This is a genomic window from Micromonospora sp. NPDC020750 (assembly GCF_044334565.1).
Taxonomy (GTDB): domain Bacteria; phylum Actinomycetota; class Actinomycetes; order Mycobacteriales; family Micromonosporaceae; genus Micromonospora.
Genome location: NZ_JBIRTH010000002.1, coordinates 286707 through 309147, shown reverse-complemented (window position 1 = coordinate 309147; position 22441 = coordinate 286707). Strand labels below are relative to the sequence as shown.

General features: G+C 72.9%; 23 protein-coding genes and 1 pseudogene. 12 read left to right on the top strand and 12 right to left on the bottom strand.

All coding sequences use genetic code 11. The annotated features are described in order from the left end of the window. Positions 1–359 precede the first annotated feature (359 nt). Complete coding sequence (locus tag ACH4T9_RS06590; RefSeq protein ID WP_396670469.1) at positions 360–599, bottom strand: winged helix-turn-helix domain-containing protein; 240 nt, start codon at positions 597–599, stop codon at positions 360–362. A 242-nt stretch (positions 600–841) separates the two neighbouring features. Here ACH4T9_RS06590 and ACH4T9_RS06585 point away from each other — a divergent pair, with 242 nt between their 5' ends. Both ACH4T9_RS06585 and ACH4T9_RS06580 read left to right on the top strand, forming a co-directional pair. Next, positions 842–1228 (top strand): DivIVA domain-containing protein, encoded by a 387-nt coding sequence (locus ACH4T9_RS06585; protein ID WP_396670470.1) that lies wholly within the window; start codon positions 842–844, stop codon positions 1226–1228. Continuing rightward, positions 1225–1485, top strand: coding sequence for a hypothetical protein (locus ACH4T9_RS06580; RefSeq protein WP_396670471.1), 261 nt, complete (start codon positions 1225–1227; stop codon positions 1483–1485). Before ACH4T9_RS06585 ends, ACH4T9_RS06580 begins: the two co-directional genes overlap by 4 nt. A 50-nt stretch (positions 1486–1535) precedes the next feature. Here ACH4T9_RS06580 and ACH4T9_RS06575 read toward each other — a convergent pair whose 3' ends face one another. The 5 genes from ACH4T9_RS06575 to ACH4T9_RS06555 all read right to left on the bottom strand — a co-directional run bounded on the left by ACH4T9_RS06575 (position 1536) and on the right by ACH4T9_RS06555 (position 5089). Then, positions 1536–1856: a DUF1416 domain-containing protein gene (locus ACH4T9_RS06575; RefSeq protein WP_396670472.1), complete on the bottom strand. Its 321-nt coding sequence runs from the start codon at positions 1854–1856 to the stop codon at positions 1536–1538. A 3-nt stretch (positions 1857–1859) separates the two neighbouring features. Continuing rightward, a complete protein-coding gene (locus ACH4T9_RS06570) occupies positions 1860–2708 on the bottom strand; it encodes a sulfurtransferase (RefSeq protein WP_396670473.1) in 849 nt (282 codons plus the stop codon). A 205-nt stretch (positions 2709–2913) separates the two neighbouring features. Next, positions 2914–2985, bottom strand: coding sequence for an Ms5788A family Cys-rich leader peptide (locus tag ACH4T9_RS06565; RefSeq protein WP_387016000.1), 72 nt, complete (start codon positions 2983–2985; stop codon positions 2914–2916). 111 nt (positions 2986–3096) lie between these two features. Beyond that, a complete protein-coding gene (locus ACH4T9_RS06560) occupies positions 3097–3885 on the bottom strand; it encodes a DUF2993 domain-containing protein (protein ID WP_396670474.1) in 789 nt (262 codons plus the stop codon). Between the two features lie 148 nt (positions 3886–4033). Next, a complete protein-coding gene (locus ACH4T9_RS06555; protein ID WP_396670475.1) occupies positions 4034–5089 on the bottom strand; it encodes a hypothetical protein in 1056 nt (351 codons plus the stop codon). 298 nt (positions 5090–5387) lie between these two features. On the opposite strand from ACH4T9_RS06555, the gene ACH4T9_RS06550 reads away from it, so the two are divergent. The 7 genes from ACH4T9_RS06550 to pstB all read left to right on the top strand — a co-directional run bounded on the left by ACH4T9_RS06550 (position 5388) and on the right by pstB (position 12633). Beyond that, a complete protein-coding gene (locus ACH4T9_RS06550; RefSeq protein WP_396670758.1) occupies positions 5388–6056 on the top strand; it encodes a winged-helix domain-containing protein in 669 nt (222 codons plus the stop codon). Between the two features lie 219 nt (positions 6057–6275). Continuing rightward, the gene (locus tag ACH4T9_RS06545; RefSeq protein ID WP_396670476.1) at positions 6276–7166 is read left to right on the top strand and encodes a polysaccharide deacetylase family protein; all 891 of its coding nucleotides are present in this window, start codon (positions 6276–6278) and stop codon (positions 7164–7166) included. 130 nt (positions 7167–7296) lie between these two features. After that, the gene (mshD, locus tag ACH4T9_RS06540; RefSeq protein WP_396670477.1) at positions 7297–8223 is read left to right on the top strand and encodes a mycothiol synthase; all 927 of its coding nucleotides are present in this window, start codon (positions 7297–7299) and stop codon (positions 8221–8223) included. Between the two features lie 283 nt (positions 8224–8506). After that, entirely contained in the window at positions 8507–9613 is a 1107-nt protein-coding gene (gene pstS, locus ACH4T9_RS06535) for a phosphate ABC transporter substrate-binding protein PstS (protein ID WP_396670759.1), read from the top strand. 46 nt (positions 9614–9659) lie between these two features. Continuing rightward, a complete protein-coding gene (gene pstC, locus ACH4T9_RS06530) occupies positions 9660–10751 on the top strand; it encodes a phosphate ABC transporter permease subunit PstC (protein WP_396670478.1) in 1092 nt (363 codons plus the stop codon). After that, positions 10748–11836: a phosphate ABC transporter permease PstA gene (gene pstA, locus ACH4T9_RS06525; RefSeq protein ID WP_396670479.1), complete on the top strand. Its 1089-nt coding sequence runs from the start codon at positions 10748–10750 to the stop codon at positions 11834–11836. The genes pstC and pstA overlap by 4 nt, the downstream gene beginning before the upstream one ends. 20 nt (positions 11837–11856) lie before the next feature. Further along, positions 11857–12633, top strand: a complete 777-nt coding sequence (pstB, locus tag ACH4T9_RS06520) for a phosphate ABC transporter ATP-binding protein PstB (RefSeq protein WP_387014599.1) — start codon at positions 11857–11859, stop codon at positions 12631–12633. 118 nt (positions 12634–12751) lie between these two features. On the opposite strand, the gene ACH4T9_RS06515 is transcribed toward pstB, so the two are convergent. Beyond that, positions 12752–13585: an NUDIX hydrolase gene (locus ACH4T9_RS06515; protein ID WP_396670480.1), complete on the bottom strand. Its 834-nt coding sequence runs from the start codon at positions 13583–13585 to the stop codon at positions 12752–12754. Between the two features lie 81 nt (positions 13586–13666). Between ACH4T9_RS06515 and ACH4T9_RS06510 the strand changes: the two genes are divergently transcribed. Continuing rightward, positions 13667–14635, top strand: a complete 969-nt coding sequence (locus ACH4T9_RS06510; RefSeq protein WP_396670481.1) for a Gfo/Idh/MocA family protein — start codon at positions 13667–13669, stop codon at positions 14633–14635. A gap of 47 nt (positions 14636–14682) precedes the next feature. On the opposite strand, the gene ACH4T9_RS06505 is transcribed toward ACH4T9_RS06510, so the two are convergent. The 4 genes from ACH4T9_RS06505 to ACH4T9_RS06490 form a co-directional block, all read right to left on the bottom strand. After that, positions 14683–15690, bottom strand: a complete 1008-nt coding sequence (locus ACH4T9_RS06505; RefSeq protein ID WP_396670482.1) for an anion permease — start codon at positions 15688–15690, stop codon at positions 14683–14685. A 4-nt stretch (positions 15691–15694) separates the two neighbouring features. Further along, positions 15695–16321, bottom strand: a complete 627-nt coding sequence (locus tag ACH4T9_RS06500) for a DUF47 domain-containing protein (protein WP_161686268.1) — start codon at positions 16319–16321, stop codon at positions 15695–15697. 154 nt (positions 16322–16475) lie between these two features. Further along, a complete protein-coding gene (locus ACH4T9_RS06495; RefSeq protein WP_396670483.1) occupies positions 16476–17432 on the bottom strand; it encodes a PPK2 family polyphosphate kinase in 957 nt (318 codons plus the stop codon). Positions 17433–17571: 139 nt separating this feature from the next. Beyond that, complete coding sequence (locus tag ACH4T9_RS06490) at positions 17572–18078, bottom strand: DUF402 domain-containing protein (RefSeq protein ID WP_396670484.1); 507 nt, start codon at positions 18076–18078, stop codon at positions 17572–17574. Between the two features lie 110 nt (positions 18079–18188). On the opposite strand from ACH4T9_RS06490, the pseudogene ACH4T9_RS06485 reads away from it, so the two are divergent. Continuing rightward, positions 18189–20378: pseudogene (locus tag ACH4T9_RS06485) on the top strand (ATP-dependent DNA helicase); the annotation flags it as partial. Positions 20379–20476: 98 nt separating this feature from the next. On the opposite strand, the gene ACH4T9_RS06480 reads toward ACH4T9_RS06485, so the two are convergent. Beyond that, positions 20477–21838, bottom strand: coding sequence for an AI-2E family transporter (locus tag ACH4T9_RS06480; protein WP_396670485.1), 1362 nt, complete (start codon positions 21836–21838; stop codon positions 20477–20479). Positions 21839–21979: 141 nt separating this feature from the next. Here ACH4T9_RS06480 and ACH4T9_RS06475 point away from each other — a divergent pair, with 141 nt between their 5' ends. Beyond that, complete coding sequence (locus ACH4T9_RS06475) at positions 21980–22327, top strand: GroES family chaperonin (RefSeq protein WP_396670486.1); 348 nt, start codon at positions 21980–21982, stop codon at positions 22325–22327. Positions 22328–22441: the final 114 nt, after the last annotated feature.

Genomic DNA, 22441 nt, shown 5'->3' with positions numbered 1-22441 from the left:
GTACCGCGCATATCGAAGCCGCGTGCGCGGATGCTCCCGGTGCGGCGGTCACCGCGCAACCGGTCGCCCCGTCCCGCCGCCGGTCCCGCCCCACGGGAGCCCCGCTGGTCACCGCTCCAACTCCTGCCGATCCCGCCCGCGGATGCTGCCGACGCCAGCCGTGCCCGACGGCCAGCCACGGTGATCGTCTGTCGCGTACCGGCACCCTGCCCGGCGTGTCGCGCCGGTGACCAGCAGACGATCAAGGGCCGGCCCATGAGAAAGCGCACGGGGCGGGGGCGGGCGGGCCGCACACGACAACGCCCATCCAGCCATGCACAACCGCCTGGCCTCAAGCCGGCAGCGCCGAGCGTGGCAGGCTAAGGCTTCCGCATCCAGGTATCGGGATCGGTGACGAACACTCCCTTGCCCTGGTGTCGGTCTATTACTTCCAGGGCCTCCAGCCGAATGAACACCTGCTGGATGGTGGATGGGCCCACCTTGTGCTGCTCACACAGTTGAGCGATGGACGGAAGCTTGTCGCCGGGCTTCAACTTGCCAGACCGCACAGCTTCCATAATTCCGGTAGAGATCCTGAGGTAATCGGGCATAGCAGGCATGGCGCTCCTCGCGTGGCAACTCCGATTTGATCACGAGGCCTGCGCGTTCGACAAGCGACGACAAAAACACCGTGTGTCACCGTTGACTCATGCGAGAGGTGCGAATAAGTTGGCTGTCGAGCCTCCTCGCGTGGCAACGGGCAGCGCTCACTCCCCCGTCGGGGCGGGCCGTCGCAGGAATGACGGCCCGCCCCGACCCCACACCGCCCCGGACAGGGGCACCTCGGGAAGGTGGACCGACTGTGCGCAACCCGTTCCGACGTCTCCGCCGCGACAGCCGTCCAGCAGGCACAGCCGCCCGGCACCGACAACCCGAACAGGGACGGCCGGTCGGCGCGGGCAACACCGGCCGGCACTATCGCTCGGCGGCGTACCGGCCCGTGTGCGCCGGGCGGGTCCGGGAGCGGCAGTTCACGCTGGTCCACCGGGGCCTGGACCCCGACGAGGTGAGCGCCTTCCTGCACCGGGTCGCCGAAAACCTCGCCGCGCTGACCCCCGAACTGGACCGCACCCGGGACGAGAACGCCCGCATCAAGCAGACGTTGCGGGACTGGCAGTCCCGGTTCGCCCCACGACCGCACCCGGTCGCCCCACGACCGCACCCGGTCGCCCCACGGGCGTACCGGTGAGCGAGGCCGAGCGGTTCGTCGTACACCTGACGGTGCTGGCGGCCGACCTGGCCGCCGCGCACGTCCTCGCCCGCGCGCTGACCCGCTCGTTGGGGTTCCTGCCGCAGGTGCAGGTCGGCGAGACCACCATCTCCGCCGAGGGCGACCTCAGCGGGCAGCATCAGGTGTTCTGCGACCGGCGGCTGCCACACCGGCGACGCTGCCTGCTGCGACCCGGCCATTCGGACGGCTGCACCCACAACCTCAGGTGTCGATAAGGCCCCCTGCCGCGCACGAAGCGACAGCAGGGGGCCTTATCGACACACACTCAGGCGACCGTGACGGCGACCTCGTTGATGCCACGGGCGGCGGTGACGGTGGCGTCGCCGTTGCCGTGTCGGGAGAGCGCCCGCAGCGTCCAGGTGCCGGGCGCGGCGAAGAAGCGGAACTGGCCGGCCGGGGAGGTGACCACCTCGGCGGTGAACTCACCGGTCGAGTCGAGCAGCCGGACGTACGCGCCCGCGATGACCTCGCCCGCCTCGGACCGGACGACGCCGGTGATGACGGTTTCCTTCTCCAGGTCCAGGCTGGCCGGCAGCGGGGCGGCCTGGTCGGGCGCGGCGCACCCGGCAGCGGTGGGAGCGGTCATGGCTCAGGCCTCCCCGGGCTCGTCGCCGAGCGCGACCGGCACGCCGACCAGCGAACCGTACTCGGTCCAGGAACCGTCGTAGTTCTTCACGTTGGGGTGGCCGAGCAGCTCCTGGAGCACGAACCAGCTGTGCGAGGAGCGCTCGCCGATCCGGCAGTAGGCGATGGTCTCCTTGCCGTCGTCCAGCCCGGCGGCGGCGTAGATCTTGCGCAGCTCGTCGTCGGACTTGAAGGTGCCGTCCTCGTTGGCCGCCTTGGACCACGGCACGCTGATCGCGGTGGGGATGTGCCCGGCGCGCTGGGCCTGCTCCTGCGGCAGGTGGGCGGGGGCGAGCAGCCGGCCGGCGAACTCGTCGGGGCTGCGCACGTCGACCAGGTTCTTGGTGCCGATCGCGTCGACGATCTCGTCGCGGAAGGCGCGGATCGTGTTGTCCGGCTCCTGCGCGACGTACTCGGTCCTCGGCCGGGTCACCGCGTCGGTGACCAGCGGTCGGGCGTCCAGCTCCCACTTCTTGCGACCGCCGTCGAGCAGCTTGACGTCGCGGTGGCCGTAGAGCTTGAAGTACCAGTACGCGTACGCGGCGAACCAGTTGTTGTTGCCGCCGTACAGCACGACGACGTCGTCGTTGCCGACGCCGCGCTCGGAGAGCAGCGCCTCGAACTGGCTCTTGTTGACGAAGTCCCGGCGGACCTGGTCCTGGAGGTCGGTCCTCCAGTCCAGCTTGATCGCGCCGGCGATGTGACCGGTGTCGTAGGCCGAGGTGTCCTCGTCGACCTCGACGAAGACGACGCCCGGGGCGTCGATGTTCTTCTCGGCCCATTCGGCCGAGACGAGTGCGGTGTCGCGACTCATCAGATCACTCCCTGGTGAGGATGGATGGTGAGCCTGCGCGGGATCGAAGTAGGTGACTGTCGCACCACGCGCGGGACCCAGTGGGAAGGACGGGATCACGGGTTCGTGCGACGGCGCCGCTGCCGGGCGAAGAGGGGGAGAACCGGAGGGTACGCAGACCCTGTGGCCGGTGGCCGCCGTCAGGCGGCCGAGGACAGCCCCGCCGTCAGATGACGGGGCGACACAGGCAGGTGGCCACGCGACACAGGTCGATCGCGCGCCGTTTGGTGAGGTGCATCCCCATGAACAGGGAGGCTACCAGCCGTCCCGGGGAGTGCCACCGGCCCGACCAGCATCCGGGACGACCGTCCCGGCCGGGCGACACCGTCCCGGCCGGGGGTCGGGCGGTTCAGCCGGCCGAGTTGATCGGGACGTCCTTCGCGGCGGCGGTCACCGCGAGCCCCCCGGGCAGCGGCCTGACCTCGCGAACGACGAGCTGGAACGGCAGCTCGGGCAGGGGCACGTCGATCGAGATGCCCTTGGCGTAGTTGTTGAGCAGGGTGCGGGCCAGCGGGATGTTCGGCAACCCCTCGGCGTCGAGGTCGGCGAAGCTCAACGACACCTGCCCCTCCTTGCCGACGGTCACCTTGGCGGTGCCGGTGACGGTCAGCTTCTGCCCGAGAATGTCGACCGGGGCGGTGACGGCGAGCTGGCCGTCCCGCTCGCCGAGGGTCAGGCCGGGCCGGTCGAGGAGCTTGGCCAGGCTGTCGTACGTGATGGTGCCGGTGCCGTCGACGGTCTCGGCGACCACGTCGCCCTGCTGGGTGCGCAGGGTGTCCAGGGAGGCCCGCACGTTGCGGGCGTCGACGTCCAGCGTCGGCAGGCTGACCGCGTCACCCCGCACCGCGCCCTGCACGTCGCGCAGCTTGATGGTGATCCGCTCGTACCTGCCGTCGAGCACCTGGGTGAGGAAGGGGAAGCCGCCAACCTCGACCTCGGGCGCCGAGGACTGCGCGTCCTGCTTGGCGATCTCCTTGGTGACCTGGTCGGCGATGGCCCGCTCGGCGACCCCGACGGCGATCCGGTCGGCGGCCACCAGCAGCCCGGCCAGGATCACCAGCAGGACCAGGAGCGTGATGAGCACCTTGCGCCCACGTCGCCGGGGGCGCTCCTCGTGCGCCGGGTAGGCCTCCGCCACGCCCGCCTCCTTCTGTCCTGGCCGGCGCCCGTGGGACGTCGACGGTCCGGTTTCTGCCGCCCTGCGGCGCACCGCACAGTACCCGGGAGGGGGAACCCTCAACCGTTGGCCGAGACCGGGCGACGGGCGGGCGCCGCCGCCCGGTCGCTCACAGGAACAACACGCACATCGCGTACGCCGCCGGGGCGGACAGTGCGAAGCCGCCGAGCGGGCCCTGCATGTGCCGGGCGGCCCACATCGTCGGCGGCTCGCCGGCCATCAGCCGGCCCGCCTCGGCGTACCCGACGGCGAGGTCGGCCAGCACGGCGGTGGCGGCGGCGACCAGCCCGATCACCGCACCGCTGGTGGGGGTGAAGCTGACCAGGTAGCTGCCCAGCACGGCGCTGGCCAGGGTGCCGGCCATCGCGCCGGCCACCACGCCCGCCGCGCCCCGGGGCACCTGCGGCGCGAGCCGGGGCCAGGGCAGCACCGCGTCAGTGAGCCGGGCGACGGTCAGCGCGACACCGGTGGCGGTGAGGCAGACGGTGATCGCCTGGGTGCCGGCCGGAATCCGGCTGAGCACGATGAGGGTGGCGAAGGCGACCACGCCGACCACGATCAGCAGGGTGGTGCCGAGCGAGTCGGTGACCCGGACCCGGTCGACCCGGCGGACGAGTTGCCCGAGCACGCCGAGCAGGAAGCCGCCGGCGGCCAGGTACCCGAGCGGGGCGAGGCCGGCGATGTCGGACTGCACGGCGGCGGTGTCGGCGGCGGCGGCCACCACCCCGCTGACCAGGGCGACCAGCAGGAGCGCGGGCGGGCGCATGGCCATCGTCCAGGCCAGGACGAAGATCAGCTGCACGCCGAAGATGATGAACGCGAACGGCAACCGGTGCCCGGGCCCGGCGGTCTGCGCGCCGAGCACCAGGCCGACGCCGAGCAGCGCGGCGAACCCGGCGATGGTGAGCGAGAGCGGCCGGTGCACCTCGACCGGCTCGAACTCCTCCTCGTCGACGTCGTCGTCGGCCTCGTCGTCGGGTCGCCAGCCCGGGTCGCCGCTGCGGCGTAGCCGGCGGGGGCGACCCCGCCGGGCCGGGGGACCGTCGGCGTCGACGTCCGGGCCGGTGCGCGGGACCGGTGGGTGCGCGCGACCGGCCGGCCCTGGTGGGACGTCGTCGTCGACCCACGGGTCCCGGCCGGCCTCGGAGGAGGTCGGGGGATACACGTCCCGATCGTGCCAGACCCGGGTACCACCGTGGTGACCACGGTTTCGGCAACGTTAAAACCTGCGACGTGATCGCGGGCAAGACGGACAAAGGGGAAGCGGAACGGAAGCGCAGCCGGGGCGGTCGGTTACGCTCAAGCCGATACCCGCCCGTCAGCGACGCCGGGACCCACGCAAGTTCTCAGCGCCACCCCTACCAGGGAGTGTCGCTGGTCGCGCGCGGCCGCAGGGCCGCCGGGACGGAGGTGATCGTGTGGAGATCCTGCTGCTGGTGACCGCACGCGCAGGCGAACCATCGATGGTTCTGCCGGCGCTCGACCTGCTGCCACACTCTGTGCGCACCGCGCCGCGCGACGTCCGCACCCTGGTCGCCGGGCCCAGTCCGGACGCCGTGTTGGTGGACGCCCGGACGGAGCTGAGCGAGGCCCGGGCCACCTGCCGGATGCTGCACGCCACCGGGCTCGGCGTGCCGCTGGTCGCGGTGGTCACCGAGGCCGGGCTGATCGCGCTGAACGCCGACTGGGGCGTCGACGACGTCATCCTGGCCGGCGCCGGGCCGGCCGAGGTCGAGGCCCGGTTGCGACTGGCGGTCGGTCGACTGAGCAACGCCACGGCCGGGGCCGGCGGCTCGATCCGGGCGGGCGAGCTGACCATCGACCCGGACACCTACGCCGCGAAGCTCAAGGGCCGGCCGCTCGACCTGACGTACAAGGAGTTCGAGCTGCTGAAGTTCCTGGCCCAGCACCCGGGCCGGGTGTTCACCCGGGACCAGCTCCTGCGCGAGGTCTGGGGCTACGACTACTTCGGCGGCACCCGGACGGTGGACGTGCACGTGCGGCGGCTGCGGGCCAAGCTCGGCTCGGAGTACGAGTCGATGATCGGCACGGTCCGCCAGGTCGGCTACAAGTTCGTCGTGCCGCCGTCGCGGTCGCTGCCCGAGCCCGAGCACGCCCCGATCCCGGTCTGAGTCACGATCCCGGCCTGAGTCACGATCGGCCGGGTCGGGGGCCTCGCGGGTCCGGCCGGGGGTGTCCTGCCGGCCACACTGTTCCCAATTTGCCCTTTTTGCACGACTCGTCGGTCTTATTCTGACTGCCGGGTTGACGGCGGAAGGGGCGACGGTGCGTGCGATGACCACGGGGGCGAACAGGGGCCGGTCCCGGTGCCCGAGCGGCGGTGTCGGCTGATGACCCCCACAGCGGGCGGACGCTTCGTCGGGCTCGCCGCGGTCGTGGTGGTCGCGCTGCTCGGCTCCGCGTACGCGCTCGGGCAGAGCATGGCCCCCGAGCCGAGGCCACACCCCACGGGAGTCTCGGCGCACGCGGACGACCCGCCGTACGCCGACCAGCCGCCGGGGGACCGCCCCCGGCCATCGGCCCCGACCTCCGGTCCTGCCAAGCCCACTCCCAGTCCCACCGTGGGCGGCCAGGCCGACGCCACCGGGCAACCGTCGGAGACAGCGGGCGACGGCCTGTTCGGCGCCCGGGCCGGCACGGGCTCGGCGATGGTGGCGCTCACCTTCGACGACGGGCCCGACCCGCGGTACACCCCGCAGGTCCTGGCCCTGTTGCGGGACTACGACGTCAAGGCCACCTTCTGCGTGGTCGGCGAGAACGCCCGGAACCACCCCGACCTGATCCAGGCGATCGTGGCCGACGGGCACACCCTCTGCAACCACTCCTGGCAGCATGACGTGCTGCTCGGCAAGCGGTCGCCGGACGTGATCCGCGCCGACCTGCTGCGCACCAACGCGGCGATCCGGGACGCCGTGCCCGGCGCCCCGATCGGCTACTTCCGTCAGCCCGGCGGCGCGTGGACCTACCAGGTGGTGTCGGTGGCCGAGGAGATCGGCATGATCCCGCTGCACTGGACCGTCGACCCGTCGGACTGGAGGGCGCCGGGGGCCGCGAGGATCGCCGCCGTGGTCTCGGCCGAAGTGCGGCCCGGCGCGGTCGTACTGCTGCACGACGCGGGCGGCGACCGGCAGGGCACCGTGGACTCGCTGCACGGCCTCCTGCCGGACCTGACCGGCCGGTTCCGGCTGGAGGCCCTGCCCGTCCCCACCGGCGCCACCTGAGCGACCACCCCGCCGGCAGGGGACACCCCGACCACCGGCGGAGGCGGAGGCGATGGTGGCGGGGGTCGTGGTGGCGGGGTGCCGCCGGCGGAGCGGCCACGGCCCGGGCCGCACCCGTTACGGTTACGGAATGAGCAGCGCCGAGTTGACGACCGACCGGGTGACCCACAGCGCGGCGCTGACGGCGGCCGAGGCGGCCGACGTGTTGGCCCTGGCCCGGGCGGCCGGGGACGCCGACGGGGCCGACCCGTTCGACGAGCACACGCTGCTGCGGTTGCGTGACCCGCGGGCCCCGGCCGTCCACCTCGCCACCCGCGCGCCGGACGGGACGCTGACCGGCTACGCCCACCTGGACACCACCGACCCGGCGGCCGGCGTCGGCGTGGAGTTGGCCGTCCACCCCACCCGCCGGCGGCGGGGCACCGGCCGGGTGCTGGCCCGGGCGGCGCTCGACGCGGCCACCGGGCCGGTGCGGGCCTGGGCGCACGGCGACCACCCGTCCGCCGCCGCGCTGGCCGTCGACCTCGGCCTCACCCGGTCCCGGGTGCTCTGGCAGCTACGTCGCCCACTGGCCGACCCGCCGGCCGAGCCGCCCCTGCCCGACGGGGTGGTCCTGCGCGCGTTCGTCCCCGGGGCGGACGACGACGCCTGGCTCGCGCTCAACGCCCGGGCCTTCGCCAGCCACCCCGAGCAGGGCCGGTGGACGGCAGCCGACCTGCGGTTACGCCTCACCGAGCCGTGGTTCGACCCGGCCGGCTTCCTGCTCGCCGTCGAGTCCGCCACGGGGCGGCTGCTCGGCTTCCACTGGACCAAGGTGCACGAGCGGCCCGGGTCGGCCCGGATCGGCGAGGTCTACGTGCTCGGGGTCGACCCGGCGGCGCACGGCGGCGGCCTGGGCCGGGCGCTGACCGCGGCGGGACTGGCGCACCTGCGGGACCGGCGAGGGCTGGACCGGGTGATGCTCTTCGTCGACGAGTCGAACACCGCGGCGGTCGCGCTGTACGAGCGGACCGGCTTCGCCCGCTGGTGCGCCCACGTCAACTACCACCTCGGCTGAGGCCACCAACCCCCCAACCAGCACGTCACGGCGAGGCAACACGGAGACCTCGACGCGCTGACGGCTGATATCGCACTAACAGCGATCCCGAGCCGCGCGTTCACTAATTGGACAACCCGTCCTCGGCCCATGGCCATCTGTCCGGCCGCACCTGTTCACCCCTCGTTCACTTCTGACGGGCGATCCGGCTACCTGGCGCTCCTAGCTTTCAGGTCAGCCGGTCACGCCGGCCCCCGGGCCCCCATCCGGAGCGGCCCGTCCAGACGTGAAGGGAAACCCTCAGGTGAAGCTCCAGCGGCACGGCACTATCGCCTGCCTCGCTCTCACTGCGGTGCTCGGTCTCAGTGCATGCGGCTCGGACAACAACGAGCCCGCCGGCGGCGCCTCCGCCTCCGGGTCGGCCGCCGCGGCCGACTGCGCCACCGGCACCCTGAACGCGCAGGGCTCCTCGGCCCAGAAGAACGCCATGGCCGAATGGATCAAGGCTTACCAGCAGAAGTGTGCCGGCAGCACGATCAACTACGAGCCGTCCGGCTCGGGCGCCGGCATCCAGGCGCTGATCGCCGGCACCGCCGACTTCGCCGGCTCCGACTCGGCCCTCAAGCCGGAGGAGCAGCCGCAGGCCGACGCCAAGTGCTCCGGCGGCAAGGCCGTCCACCTGCCGATGGTGATCGGCCCGGTGGCCGTCGCCCACAACGTCAGCGGCGTGGACGACCTCCAGCTCAAGCCGGCCACCCTGGCGAAGATCTTCGCCGGCAAGGTGACCAGGTGGGACGACCCGGCCATCAAGGCCGACAACCCGGACGCCAAGCTGCCGTCGACCACCATCCAGACGGTGCACCGCTCGGACGAGTCCGGCACCACCGACAACTTCACCAAGTTCCTGGCCAAGACCGCTGGTGCGGACTGGACCTTCGACAACGCCAAGGCGTGGAAGGCCCCGGGCGGCACCGGCGCCAAGGGCTCGGACGGCGTGGCCAGCTCGGTCAAGGGCGCCGACGGCTCGATCGGCTACATGGAGTGGTCCTTCGCCGAGAACGCCGGCCTGAAGATGGCGAAGATCGGCAACGGCGCGGGCGAGTTCGCCGAGCTGACCGCCGAGAACGCGGGCAAGACCATCGCCGGGGCCAAGATCGAGGGCCAGGGCGACGACCTCAAGATGTCGGTCGACTACAACACCAAGGAGGCCGGGGCGTACCCGATCGTCCTGGTGACGTACGAGATCGTCTGCGGCAAGGGCCTCGCGGCCGACAAGCTGCCGCTGGTCAAGGGCCTGCTGGGCCACGCGGCCAGCGCCGAGGGCCAGGCCGAGCTGACCGACCTGGGCTACGCCCCGCTGCCGGAATCGGTCCGGACCAGGGTCGAGGCCGCGGTCAAGAACCTCTCCTGACCCCACGCCACGACACCACCTCCCTCAACTCGAAGCGAGCGAGCAGATGGGTGAAACCCCTCACCGCTCGGCCGACGCCGGCACCGGCGGGATCCGCGTGGCCTCAGGCCAGGAGCGGCCCGCCGGCGCATCGGCGCGTGTGGCCGAGTCACCAGTCAGCACCCGTACCCCGGGCGGGGACGGCCTCGGCGGCGGCGGTGGCCTACCCCGGGCGCGGGCCTTCGGCGCGGAGCGCGCGTTCCGCGGTCTGACCCTGGCCGCCGGCACCACCGTCCTGGTGATCATCGCCGCCATCGCGGTCTTCCTGATCGCCAAGGCGGTGCCGGCCCTGCGCGCCAACACCGCGAACTTCTGGACGTACGAGGGCTGGTCGCCGAACGACACCGCCCCCAAGTTCGGCATCGGCGCGCTCGCCTTCGGTACGGTGCTCAGCTCCGCGCTGGCCCTGCTCATCGCGGTGCCGGTGGCGCTGGGCATCGCGCTCTTCCTCTCCCACTACGCCCCGCGCCGGCTCGGCACCGCCCTCGGCTTCCTGATCGACCTGCTCGCCGCCGTGCCGAGCGTGGTCTTCGGGCTCTGGGGACGAGACGTCTTCGTCACCCCGGTCCGGGACTTCTCCGCCTGGCTGAACCAGTACTTCGGCTGGATCCCGATCTTCGGGGGCGACGGTCCGTTCGGTAAGTCGATCATGCTCGGCTCGCTGGTCCTGGCGATCATGGTGTTGCCGATCATCACCTCGCTCTCCCGCGAGGTGTTCCTCCAGACCCCGACCGCGAACGAGGAGGCGGCGCTCGCGCTCGGCGCGACCCGCTGGGAGATGATCCGCACCGCAGTGCTGCCGTACGGCCGCCCCGGCATCATCGCCGCGGTGATGCTCGGCCTGGGCCGGGCGCTCGGCGAGACCATCGCGCTGGCGATGACCCTCGGCATCACCTTCGGCATCTCGTTCAACCTCATCGAGAACGGCGGCAACACTATCGCCGCCAACATCGCCAACGCGTTCGGCGAGGCGAACGACACCGGGCGGGGCGCGCTGATCGCCTCCGGCCTGGTGCTGTTCACCATCACGCTGATCGTCAACATCACCGCCCGGGCGATCGTCCACCGCCGCCGGGAGTTCACGGAGTCGGCCGCATGAGCACCACCGTCGCCAACCAGCACACCCGGCCCCCGGCCCAGCCGCCCGACCTCCGGGCCAAGCGCCTGCCCCGGTACGCCGCCCCGGCGATCGCCCTGGCGGCCCTCGTGGTCGCCACCGCGATCGTGTACGGCGCCGGCATCGGCGGCCCGGTCCTCGTCGTCGTCCTCGCCGCGCTGCTCCACCTGGCCGGCCTCTTCGCGGCCAGCAACGCCGTCGAGGGGCGGCGGTCGGCCCGCAACCGCACCTGGAGCGCGCTGATCCACTCCGCGTTCGTGCTGGCCGTCCTGCCCCTCGCCTCGGTGGTCTGGACGCTGGTCAGCAAGGGCGTCGAGCGTCTCGACGGCGACTTCTTCGGCACCTCGATGAACAACATCGGGGCCCGGGACCCGAACGGCGGCGCGTACCACGCGATCGTCGGGACGCTGGAGCAGGTCGGCATCGCCGCGCTGATCACCGTCCCGCTCGGCGTCCTCTGCGCCATCTACGTGGTCGAGTACGGCCGGGGCCGGTTCGCCTTCGCGATCCGGTTCTTCGTCGACGTGATGACCGGCATCCCGTCGATCGTCTCCGGCCTGTTCGTGCTGGCGTTCTGGGTGCTGGTCGTCTCGCCGGTGTTCAACGACGGCCGGCCGGGCTTCTCCGGTTTCGCCGCCGCGCTCGCGCTGAGCGTCCTGATGCTGCCCACCGTGGTCCGCTCCACCGAGGAGATGCTCCGGCTCGTCCCCGCGCCGCTGCGCGAGGGGGCGTACGCCCTCGGCGTGCCGAAGTGGAAGACCATCCTGCGGGTCGTGCTGCCGACCGCGCTGCCCGGCATTGTCACCGGCGTCATGCTCGCCGTCGCGCGGGCGGCCGGCGAGACCGCGCCGGTGCTGCTCGTCGCCGGCGGTGGCGCGGCGATCAACTTCAACCCGTTCGAGAACAACCAGTCGTCGCTGGCCCTCTTCGTCTACCAGCAGGCCGGTGACGCGTCGCGGTACGCCCCGGCACGGGCCTGGACCGCGGCGCTGACCCTGGTCGCCCTCGTGCTGATCCTGACGGTCGCGGCGAAGCTGCTGGCCCGCCGGAACCGGCTCGGCCGATGAACCCCGGAGGTACCACCACCATGGCCAAGCGCATCGACGCCTCGAACGTCACCGCCTACTACGGCGCCTTCAAGGCGATCGAGAACATCAACCTGACCGTCGAGCCGAAGACTGTGACCGCCCTGATCGGGCCGTCCGGCTGCGGCAAGTCGACGTTCCTGCGGTCGATCAACCGGATGCACGAGGTGCTGCCGGGGGCCCGGGTCGAGGGCGACCTGACCATCGACGGGCAGAACATCTACGACCGCGACGTGGACGTCACCGCCGTGCGCCGGACGATCGGCATGGTCTTCCAGCGGCCGAACCCGTTCCCCACCATGAGCATCCACGAGAACGTGGTGGCCGGGCTGCGGCTCAACGGCGTGCGGAAGAAGTCGATCCTGGACGAGGCCGCCGAGCGGGCGCTGCGCTCGGCGAACCTGTGGGACGAGGTGAAGGACCGCCTCGGCAAGCCGGGCGCGGGCCTGTCCGGCGGCCAGCAGCAACGGCTCTGCATCGCCCGGACGATCGCGGTCGAGCCGCAGGTGGTGCTGATGGACGAGCCCTGCTCCGCGCTGGACCCGATCTCCACGCTGGCCATCGAGGACCTGATGTTCCAGCTCAAGGACAAGTTCACCATCATCATCGTCACGCACAACATGCAGCAGGCCGCCCGCGTCTCCGACCGCACGGCGTTCTTCTCGATCGAGAAGACCGGCGACCCGGGCCGACTCATCGAGTACGACAACACCCAGAAGATCTTCAGCAACCCGTCGCAGAAGAAGACCGAGGACTACATCACCGGCCGCTTCGGCTGACCCCACCAACCCCGCCCCACCCCACCCCGTCGATCTTGCAGTTGCGGCCCCCGTTTCGGGTGGTGTGCCGGATTTGACCGGGCCGGAAGTGCAAGATCGGCGAGGAGGGGGTGGGCGCTCAGCCGAGCACGAAGCGGGGTTCGCCGTCCTCCGGCAGGTCCAGGCGGGGGGTGATCGGGGTGGCGGCGTCGCGGGTGGCGGACGCGCGGGCCACCCCGGCGAGGTCACCGGCGGCGGCCACCTGGGCCAGGGTGACCAGGGTCGGCGGGAGCATGGTCAGCTCGCCGGCCTCCGCCCGGGCCAGGGCATCCGCCGGGCGGACCCACATCGTGTGGTCGGCCTCCCCGGAGACGTCCCGGGTCCGTTGCCCCTGCGGCAGCAGAGCCACGAAGAAGTACGTGTCGAAGCGGCGCGGCTCGAACTCCGGGGTGATCCACCGGCTCCACGGCAGCAGCAGGTCCGACCGGAGGGTGAGCCCCCGGCCGGCCAGTAGGTCGGCGAAGCCCCGGCGGCGGGCCTCCAGGTCCTGCCGCGCGGCCTCCCAGTCGTCGCCGCTGACGTCGCCCACCACGGTCGCCGCGTCCGGGCCGGCCAGCAGCACCCCGGACTCCTCGAAGACCTCCCGGGCGGCGGCGCACACCACGGCCTGTGCGGCGTCCGGCGCGACGCCCAGCCGCCCGGCCCACGCCGCCGGCTCCGGGCCGGCCCAGTCGAGATGGGCCTGGGAGTCCGACGGGTCCACCCCGCCGCCGGGGAAGGCGTACACGCCGCCGAAGACCATCGCGGCGACGCGGCGGATGACGTACACCTCGAAGTCGGCGCCGGCCGGGCGGAGCAGCAGCACGGTGGCCGAGACCCGGGGCCGCGCCGGCGGGTTGCCCTCGGCGCGGAACCGGCGGGCGTGCTCGACCAGGGCCGGCGGGGCGGCGAAGCCGTCGCTGTCGATCGTCATACGTCGAGCCTAGTCCCGCAGGGTGGGTCGCCCGATTCGGCGGACGTCGGGGCCCGGACCGGCCCCGGCTAGCGTGGGCGCATGACACGTTGGGGGATTCTGGCCACCGGCCACATCGCCGGCCGCTTCGCCGAGGACCTCCGGCTGGTGCCGGGAGCCGAGCTGGTGGCGGTCGGCTCGCGGACACCGGAGGGCGCGCGGCGGTTCGCCGACAGGCACGGCGCGGAGCGGGCGTACGGCTCCTGGGCGGATCTGGCCGCCGACGACGAGGTGGACGCGATCTACGTGGCCACGCCGCACGTCGCGCACCACGAGGCGACCATGACCTGCCTGGCCGCCGGCCGGGCGGTGCTGGTGGAGAAGCCGTTCACCCTCGACCTGGCGGACAGCACCGAACTGGTCGAGGCGGCCCGCGCCCGGGGGGTCTTCCTCATGGAGGCCATGTGGATGCGGACGAACCCGCTGATCCTGCGGGTGGTCGAGCTGATCGCCGAGGGGGCGGTGGGGCGGGTCACCGGCGTGCAGGCGGACTTCGGGGCGGCCGGGCCGTTCGCGCCGGAAAGCCGGATGCGGTCCCGCGCGCTCGGCGGCGGGGCCCTGCTCGACCTGGGCGTCTACCCGGTCAGCCTGGCCCACCTGCTGCTCGGAGTCCCGCAGCACGTCCGGGCCTGGGCGAAGCTCGGCCCCGAGGGGGTCGACGAGAACACCGGCATGGTGTTCGGGTACGACTCGGGGGCGGTGGCGACGCTGAGCTGCGGCATGATCGGGGCCACCCCGATGGTCGCCTCGATCACCGGCACCGCCGGCCGGATCGACCTGCCCGCGCCGTTCTTCCGGCCGCCGTCGGCGACCCTGCACCGGGCCGGGGCCGCCCCGGAGACGATCCCCGCCGACCTGACCGGCGGCGGCTACCAGTACGAGGCCGCCGAGGTGCAGCGCTGTCTCGCCGCAGGGCTGACCGAGAGCCCGCTCGTCCCGCACTCGACCACCCTTGAGGTGATGGCCCTGCTGGACGCCGTCCGCGAGCAGATCGGCGTGCGCTACAAGTGAGTCGGAAGGGCTCCCCGTCGACGCGGGGAGCCCCTCCGAACCGGCGGTCAGCCGAAGAGCGGGCGGACCAGCAGGTACGCGACGCAGGAGATCAGCGCCGCGGCCGGGAACGTGATGACCCAGGCGATCACGATGTTGCCGGCGACGTTCCAGCGCACGGCGGAGAGCCGCTTCGTCGCCCCCACGCCCATGATCGCCGAGGTGATCGTGTGGGTGGTGGAGATCGGCGCGTGGAGCACCAGGGCGTTGAAGTAGAGCACCGCGCTGGCCACCGTCTCGGCGGCGAAGCCCTCCGGCGGACCCAGGTCGATGATCTTGCGACCCAGGGTCCGGATGATCCGCCAGCCACCGGCGTACGTGCCGGCCGCCAGCATGGCCGCCGAGGTCCAGAACACCCAGCCCGGGATGTGGGTCTTGTCGTCCTGGAAGCCACCGGTGTAGAGGGCGAGCACCACGATGCCCATGGTCTTCGCGGCGTCCTGCATGCCGTGGCCGACCGACATGGCCGCCGCCGACGCGGTCTGCGCCCAGCGGAAGCCCCGGTTGAGCTTGCCCGGCTGCCCGTTGCGGAAGATCCACAGGATCGCCAGCATCAGCAGGTAGCCCAGGGTCAGGCCGATGATCGGCGAGAGCACCATCGGCAGCAGGATCTTCGCGCCGATCGTGCCCCACTGCACCACCCCGCCGGCGGCCAGCAGGGTCGCCCCGACCAGGCCGCCGAACAGCGCGTGCGAGGACGACGACGGCAGGCCGAAGTACCAGGTGATCAGGTTCCAGGCGATCGCGCCGAGCACCCCGGCGAAGAGCACCCCCAGGCTGGCCACGCCGGTGGGCAGGGTGACCAGGCCGTCGCCCACGGTCTTGGCGACGCCGGCGCCGAAGTGGGCGCCGACGAAGTTGCCGACCGCGGCGAGGGCGAGCGCCACCCGGGGGGTCAGGGCGCGCGTCGAGACGCTGGTCGCGATCGCGTTGGCGGCGTCGTGGAAGCCGTTGGTGTAGTCGAACGCCAGGGCCACCGCGATCACCGCCAGCACGGCGATGAGTTCGGGAGTCACAGGATCAGGACTCCTTGACCGCGATGGTCTCGACGGTGTTCGCCACGTGCTCGAAGGCGTCGCAGGCCGCCTCCAGCTCGTCGGCGACCTCCTTCATCTTGAGCACCGTCAGGGCGTCGTACTCGCCGGAGAAGAGGCGGACCAGCAGCATCCGGTACACCTGGTCGCCGTCGTTCTCCAGCCGGTTGCACTCGATCCAGTAGTCCTCGAGGTCCTTCATCGACTTCAGCCGGGGCATCGCCTCGGCGGTCAGCTTGGCCTGCTGGTCCAGCACGTTGACCAGGTCGTGCAGCTCACGCGGGAGCGACGGCAGCTTGGTCAGGCCGTACAGGTAGAGCAGGTTGCCCACGGCCTCCAGGTGGTCCATCACGTCGTCGAGCAGCGAGCCCAGGCGATAGATGTCCTCGCGGTCGAACGGGGTGATGAAAGTAGAGTTGATCTTCTTGTACAGGTCGTGGGTGATCTGGTCGCTGTCGTGCTCGACCTCGGTGAGCCGCTCGCTGACCGACTGCACGTCCACGCCGGGCAGGGCCAGCTCGTTCAGCAGCGCGGTGCCCCGTACCAAGTTCTGCGCGGCCCTGGTGAAGAGCTCGTAGAAGGCGCCCTCGGTGGGGCGGAAGGAAAACTTCACAGCCTGGACCTCGTCGTGTCGGTGGAAGGACGGCGGACGCCCCGGGGGTGCCTGCAGTGGGAATGCTAGGAAACGGCGGAACCACGAATTCCTCGGCCCACCCTCGGCCAGCCGCCATTTACTGGTCGTTCACCTGTCGTTCACCTTGACCCGGTCAATCACCGCACAACCGCCTACGCTGAGCCGCCACGTCGAAGTCCGCCGGCGGATACCCCAGATCCAGGTCACCGAACGTCTCCCGCAGCAGATGGGCCACCGCCCAGTCGCGGTACCACTTCCGGTCGGCCGGCACCACGTACCAGGGCGCGGCGTCCGTGCCGCACCGCTCCAGGGCCTCGGCGTACGCGGCCTGGTAGTCGTCCCAGCGGGCCCGGGAGTCCAGGTCGCTCGGGTTGTACTTCCAGTGCTTGGCCGGGTCGCTCAGCCGCGCCGACAGCCGTTCCCCCTGCTCGGCGTACGAGATGTGCAGCATCACCTTCACCAGGGCCACCCCGGCGTCGGTCAGCTCCCGCTCGAAGGCGTTGATCTTGTCGTACCGGGCCCGCCAGGTGGCCGCCGGCACCAGCGACTCCACCCGGGCGATCAGCACGTCCTCGTAGTGCGAGCGGTTGAAGATCCCGACGTACCCGGGCGGCGGCACGGCACGCCGGACCCGCCACAGGAAGTCGTGCCGCCGCTCGGCGGCCGTGGGCGGGCCGAACGAGCGGATGTGCAGCCCGAGCGGATTCATCGCGCCGGCCACCCGCTTGATGGTGCCGTCCTTGCCACCGCAGTCCATGGCCTGGAGCACCAGCAGCACCCGCCCGGGGCGACCCCGCCCCAGGCCCGCGTCAGCGGTCGTCGGGGCGCTCGCCGGGGCATCCGGTCCGGCCGCGCCCTTGGCCGCGGCGAACAGCATCTCCTGCTGTCGCCCCAGCCCCACACCGGCCAACTCCACCTGCTGTCGCGCCCACGCCTTGCGGGCGCCGCCGCGGCCCGCCGCCGCGGGCAGCCCCGGCGTCGACCGGGGATCGACCGCCCCCAGGTCCACCGCCCCGCCGCCCACCCGCAACAGCTCCCGCACCGTGCCGCCCTCCGGCGCCACGACCTCCACTCCACCGAACTCGTCCATCCCCGGATCATCGCCCACCCCACCCGCTCCCGCCCGGTGAGCGCCCGAGGGGTGGGGGTCACGTTCGGGGTGGGTGGGGCGTCGGGAAGCCGGGGAGCCTGGCCACCGCGCTGGTGACGCCCCGGACGGAGGGGCGGGCTCAGACCACCAGGGCCAGCCACTTCCGGTACGACGTGGCAAACGGCTCGCTGCCGTCGCCGAGCGCGACCAGCAGCCGGCGGGACGCGGCCTCGGCCTCGGCGACCAGGTCGGCCGGGTAGCCGAAGCGCTCCCGGTGCTCGGCGAACTCGTCCTCGTCGCGCAGCTCGACCAGCCCGGTGCCCCGGCGGCGCACCACGTCCAGGTCCAGGTCGACCAGGTGGACGGTGTCGTCGCCCTCCCACCGGGCCGGGGTGGTGATGTCGCAGTAGACCTCGCTGGTCCGCGGCGGCGGGTTGAACATCCCCGTCCACCAGGCGTGCCGCGGCACCAGCAACACGAAGGGGATCTGCTCCACCGAGGGCCGGCCGTGGTAGACCGACTCGGTGCCGGCCGGCACGCCGAGCCAGACGCCGAGATCGTCCTCGGCCAGCCGACGGGCCGGGTAGTCGCGGTGGGCGCTGCCGTCGTACTTGCGGTAGATCACGCGGACCACGTCGCTCGGCATGAGTCGCACCCTAGTCGATACCGCCCATCCGTCGCGCGGGAGAAGTAACCGGATGCGGCCCGTGGGATTCCGTAGGGTGACCCCGCCACGCGGGGCGGGGCGTGCCCGGCGTCGACGGCGGCGGGTACCGTCGCACGGTGACTCCGCCGCGCACCGCTCCCGGTTCCGCCCTCCCCCGCAGCGCATCCCGGCGGCGCGGGAAGCGGGCGAGCGCCGGGGAGCTGCTCGCGGCGGCGGTCGGCGCGGTCCCCGGCGGGGCGGCCCGCCCCGGCCAGCAGGAGATGGCCACCGCGATCGAGGAGTGCGTGACCTCCCGCGAGCACCTGCTGGTGCAGGCCGGCACCGGCACCGGAAAGTCGCTGGCCTACCTGACCCCGGCGCTGACCGTGGACGGCCCGGTGGTGGTCTCCACCGCGACCCTGGCGTTGCAGTCCCAGCTCGTCGACCACGACCTGCCCCGGCTCGCCGACGCGGTGGAGCCGGTGCTCGGCCGGCGGCCCACCTTCGCGGTGCTCAAGGGGCGGCACCACTACCTCTGCCTGGCCCGGCTGGACAACTCGACCGAGGACGAGCCGACGGAGACCCTCTTCGACGCCGTGGAGCCCCGGGCCGGCGGCGGGGGCGGGAAGTGGCTCGGCGAGGCCGGCCGGATGGGCAAGCAGATCCAGCGGCTGCGGGACTGGGCGCTGGAGACCGAGACCGGCGACCGGGACGAGCTGGACCCGGGCGTCGACGACCAGGCATGGCGGCTGGTGTCCATGCCGGCCCGGGAGTGCGTCGGGGCGTCCCGCTGCCCGTTCGGCGCGGAGTGCTTCGCCGAGGCGTCCCGGGCCCGGGCCCGCGAGGCCGACCTCGTGGTCACCAACCACAGCCTGCTCGCCGTCGACATGCTCGCCGGGCGGCACATCGTGCCGCCGCACAAGCTGCTCATCGTGGACGAGGCGCACGAGTTGGCCGACCGGGTCTCCTCCGCCGCCCAGGCCGAGCTGGTGCCCGAGCTGATCGACCGGTCCACCCGGCGGGCCCGCCCGCTGCTGCGCCCCGAGGTCGCCGAGCGGCTCACCGAGGCCGGCGACGCCCTCGCCGTCGGGCTGGCCGAGGTGCCTGCGGGCCGGCTCACCGCCGGGCTGCCGGGGCCACTGCGCGAGGCGTGCACGCTACTCGACGCGGCCACCCGGGCCGCGCTGGACGCGATCGGCGAGGTCAAGTCCGACGACCCGGACCCGGTGCGCAAGCAGCAGGCCAAGGCGGTGCTGGACGAGCTGTCCGCCACCGCCCAGCGGCTGCTGGAGGAGGCCGAGCACGACGTGGCCTGGGTGGAGAAGCCGGACAACGGCAGCCGCCGGGCCCTGGTGGTGGCCCCGCTCTCGGTCGCCGGCACCCTCGCCACCCACCTCTACGACGAGCGCACCGTCGTCGCCACCTCGGCGACCCTGGCGCTGGGCGGCCGGTTCGACACGGTGGCCCGGGCGCTGGGCCTGGACGCGCCGACGCCCTCCCCGCCGTCCCCGGCCGCCGCCGCGCTGGCCGTCGCCACGGCCCGTGGTGACGCCCCGCCCGGTGCCGCCCCGGTCGCCGCCGCGCCGGGCAGCCGCCCCACCACCGGCACCGTCCCGGCCACCGAGGGGCCGGGCTGGCGGTCGCTCGACGTCGGCTCGCCCTTCGACTACGCCCGGCAGGGCATCCTGTACGTCGCCGCGCACCTGCCCCGCCCCAGCGTCTCCGGGCTGCCCGAGGCGGCCGGCGAGGAGCTGCTTGCGCTGGTCGGCGCGCTCGGTGGGCGTACCCTCGGGCTCTTCTCCTCGCGGCGGGCCGCGCAGCAGGCGGCGGAGCTGCTGCGGGCGCGGACCGACCTGCCGGTGCTGCTCCAGGGCGAGGAGTCGCTGCCGCTGCTGGTCCGCAGGTTCCGCGAGGAGCGGTCGAGCTGCCTGTTCGGGGTGATGTCCCTGTGGCAGGGCGTGGACGTGCCGGGCGACGCCTGCCAGCTCGTGGTGATCGACCGGCTGCCCTTCCCCCGCCCGGACGAGCCGCTCGCGGCGGCCCGCGCCGCAGCCGTGGACTCGGGCGGCGGCTCCGGCTTCGCCGCGGTGAGCGTGCCGATCGCCGCCGTCCGGCTGGCCCAGGGGGTGGGCCGGCTGATCCGGGCCACCGGGGACCGGGGCGTGGTCGCGGTGCTCGACTCGCGGCTGGAGACGGCGCGCGGCTACGGCCCGTTCCTGCGCCGCTCGCTGCCCCCGTTCTGGTACACCACCCGCCCGGAGGTCGCCCGGGGCGCCCTGGAACGCCTCGGCCGGTCCTGACGCACGCGCCCGGCCGGTCCTGACGCACGCGCGCCCGACGAGAGACGGGCCCGCCCCCGCGCGACGGCGGGGACGGGCCCGGTGGCTCCACGGGACGGTCAGGGCGCCTTCGAGGCGACCACCACGGCGTCCGGCGGGGTGTCCGGCACGGTACGCGCGGCGAGCCGGCGGACCGCCGTGTTGAGCACCGCGATCAGCGGCACCGAGACCAGCGCCCCGGTGATCCCGGCGAGCACCACGCCCGCCGCGATGCCGATGATCACCGCGAGCGGGTGGATCGCCACCGCCCGACCCATGATCAGCGGCTGGAGGATGTGGCCCTCGACCTGCTGCACGCCGATCACCACGCCCAGGATGATCAGCGCGGTGACCGGGCCGCTGTCGACCAGCGCGACCAGCACCGCGACGACGCCGGAGAGCGCCGCCCCGACGATCGGGATGAACGCCCCGAGGAAGACCAGCGCGGCCAGCGGGAACGCGAACGGGATGTCGAAGAAGACCAGGAAGGCGCCGATGCCGACGGCGTCGATGAACGCGACCAGCACGGTGGCCCGGACGTAGGCGCCCAGGGTCTCCCAGGACGCCCGGCCGGCGTCGTCGACCTTCCACCGGGCGGCCACCGGCAGCAGCCGGACCAGGAAGCGCCAGATCCGGCTGCCGTCGCGCAGGAAGAAGAAGGTGGCGAAGAGCACCAGCACGATGCCGGTCAGCACCTCGGCCAGGGTCGCCGCGGTGGAGACGGCCCCGCTGGTGAACTTCTCGGTGTTGTTGTTGATCCAGTCCTGCGCCTCGTCGATGTACCGGGTGAGCTGGCTGTCGGACAGGTGCAACGGGCCGGTCTTGAGCCAGTCCTGGATCTGCCGGACGCCCTCGGACGACTTCTTGCTCAGCTCCGGCACGCCCTTGATGAACTCGTTCACCACCAGCGTCAGCGTGCCGATGACGCCGGCCAGGCCGCCGACCAGCACCACCGCCGTGGCCAGCGAGCGGGGCAGCCGCGCCCGCAGCAGCCAGCCGACGGCCGGCGCGAGCAGCGCCGAGAGCAGCAGCGCGATGGCCAGCGGGATGATCACGATGCTGATGGTGGCGACGATCTTCAGCAGCGCCCAGAACACCACACCTACGACGATCAGCCGCCACGACCAGGCGGCGGCGATCCGCAGGGCGTGCGGCACGTCGGCGTCGTCCCGGCTGGCGGTGGAGTTGTGCATCGCGGCGGGCGGCTCGACGCCGACCACCGTCGCCGACGGCGGGGCCGCCGGGCCCGGCGAGGTGGGGGACGCCACCCCGGCCTCCCCGGTGGAGTCGACGCCGCCCGTCGCCCCGGCGCGGCCCGGCCCGCCGTCGGCGACGGTGGTCGGGTCGGCGCGGGCCCGCCGCACCGACTCCCGGCCCGACTCGTACGCGCGGCGGAGCCGTCCCCGTACCCGCTCGAAGCGGCTCAAGCGCACCTCCCGCATCAGAATCAACCTGCCCGGAGGACAGGGGGGACAGGATACGTCCGTCGCCCCAGCCTAGGGCGGTTCCGCCACACATTGCCCCGATCGGCGTCCGCGCAACCACCAGCGGGGCGGCCCGGTCGGACGCGGTACCGTTCCGTCGTGACCGTCGACCAGAACCTCGACTCCGGCCTGCCGATCCGTCTGCTGCACGACCGCGTGCTGGTGAAGGTGGACGGCAGCGAGGGTGAGCGCCGCTCCACCGCCGGCATCGTGATCCCGGCAACCGCCGCCGTGGGTAAGCGACTGGCCTGGGCGACCGCCGTGGGAGTGGGGCCGCACGTCCGCTCGATCGTCTCCGGTGACCGGGTGCTCTTCGACCCCGACGACCGCTCCGAGGTCGAACTGCACGGCCGGGGGTACGTCCTGCTGCGCGAGCGGGACGTGCACGCCGTAGCCGCCGAACGGATCGAGTCGGAGTCGAACGGCTCCACCGGCCTGTACCTGTAACGCCTCCGGCAGGCCCTTCCGCTTTCCTCCCCCGGGTCCGTCCCGGCCTCCCCCGTCGTCCACCCCGGTCGGCGACGCGTCGTTTGCGGCTGCCGACTACGGGAAGCCAGGCAC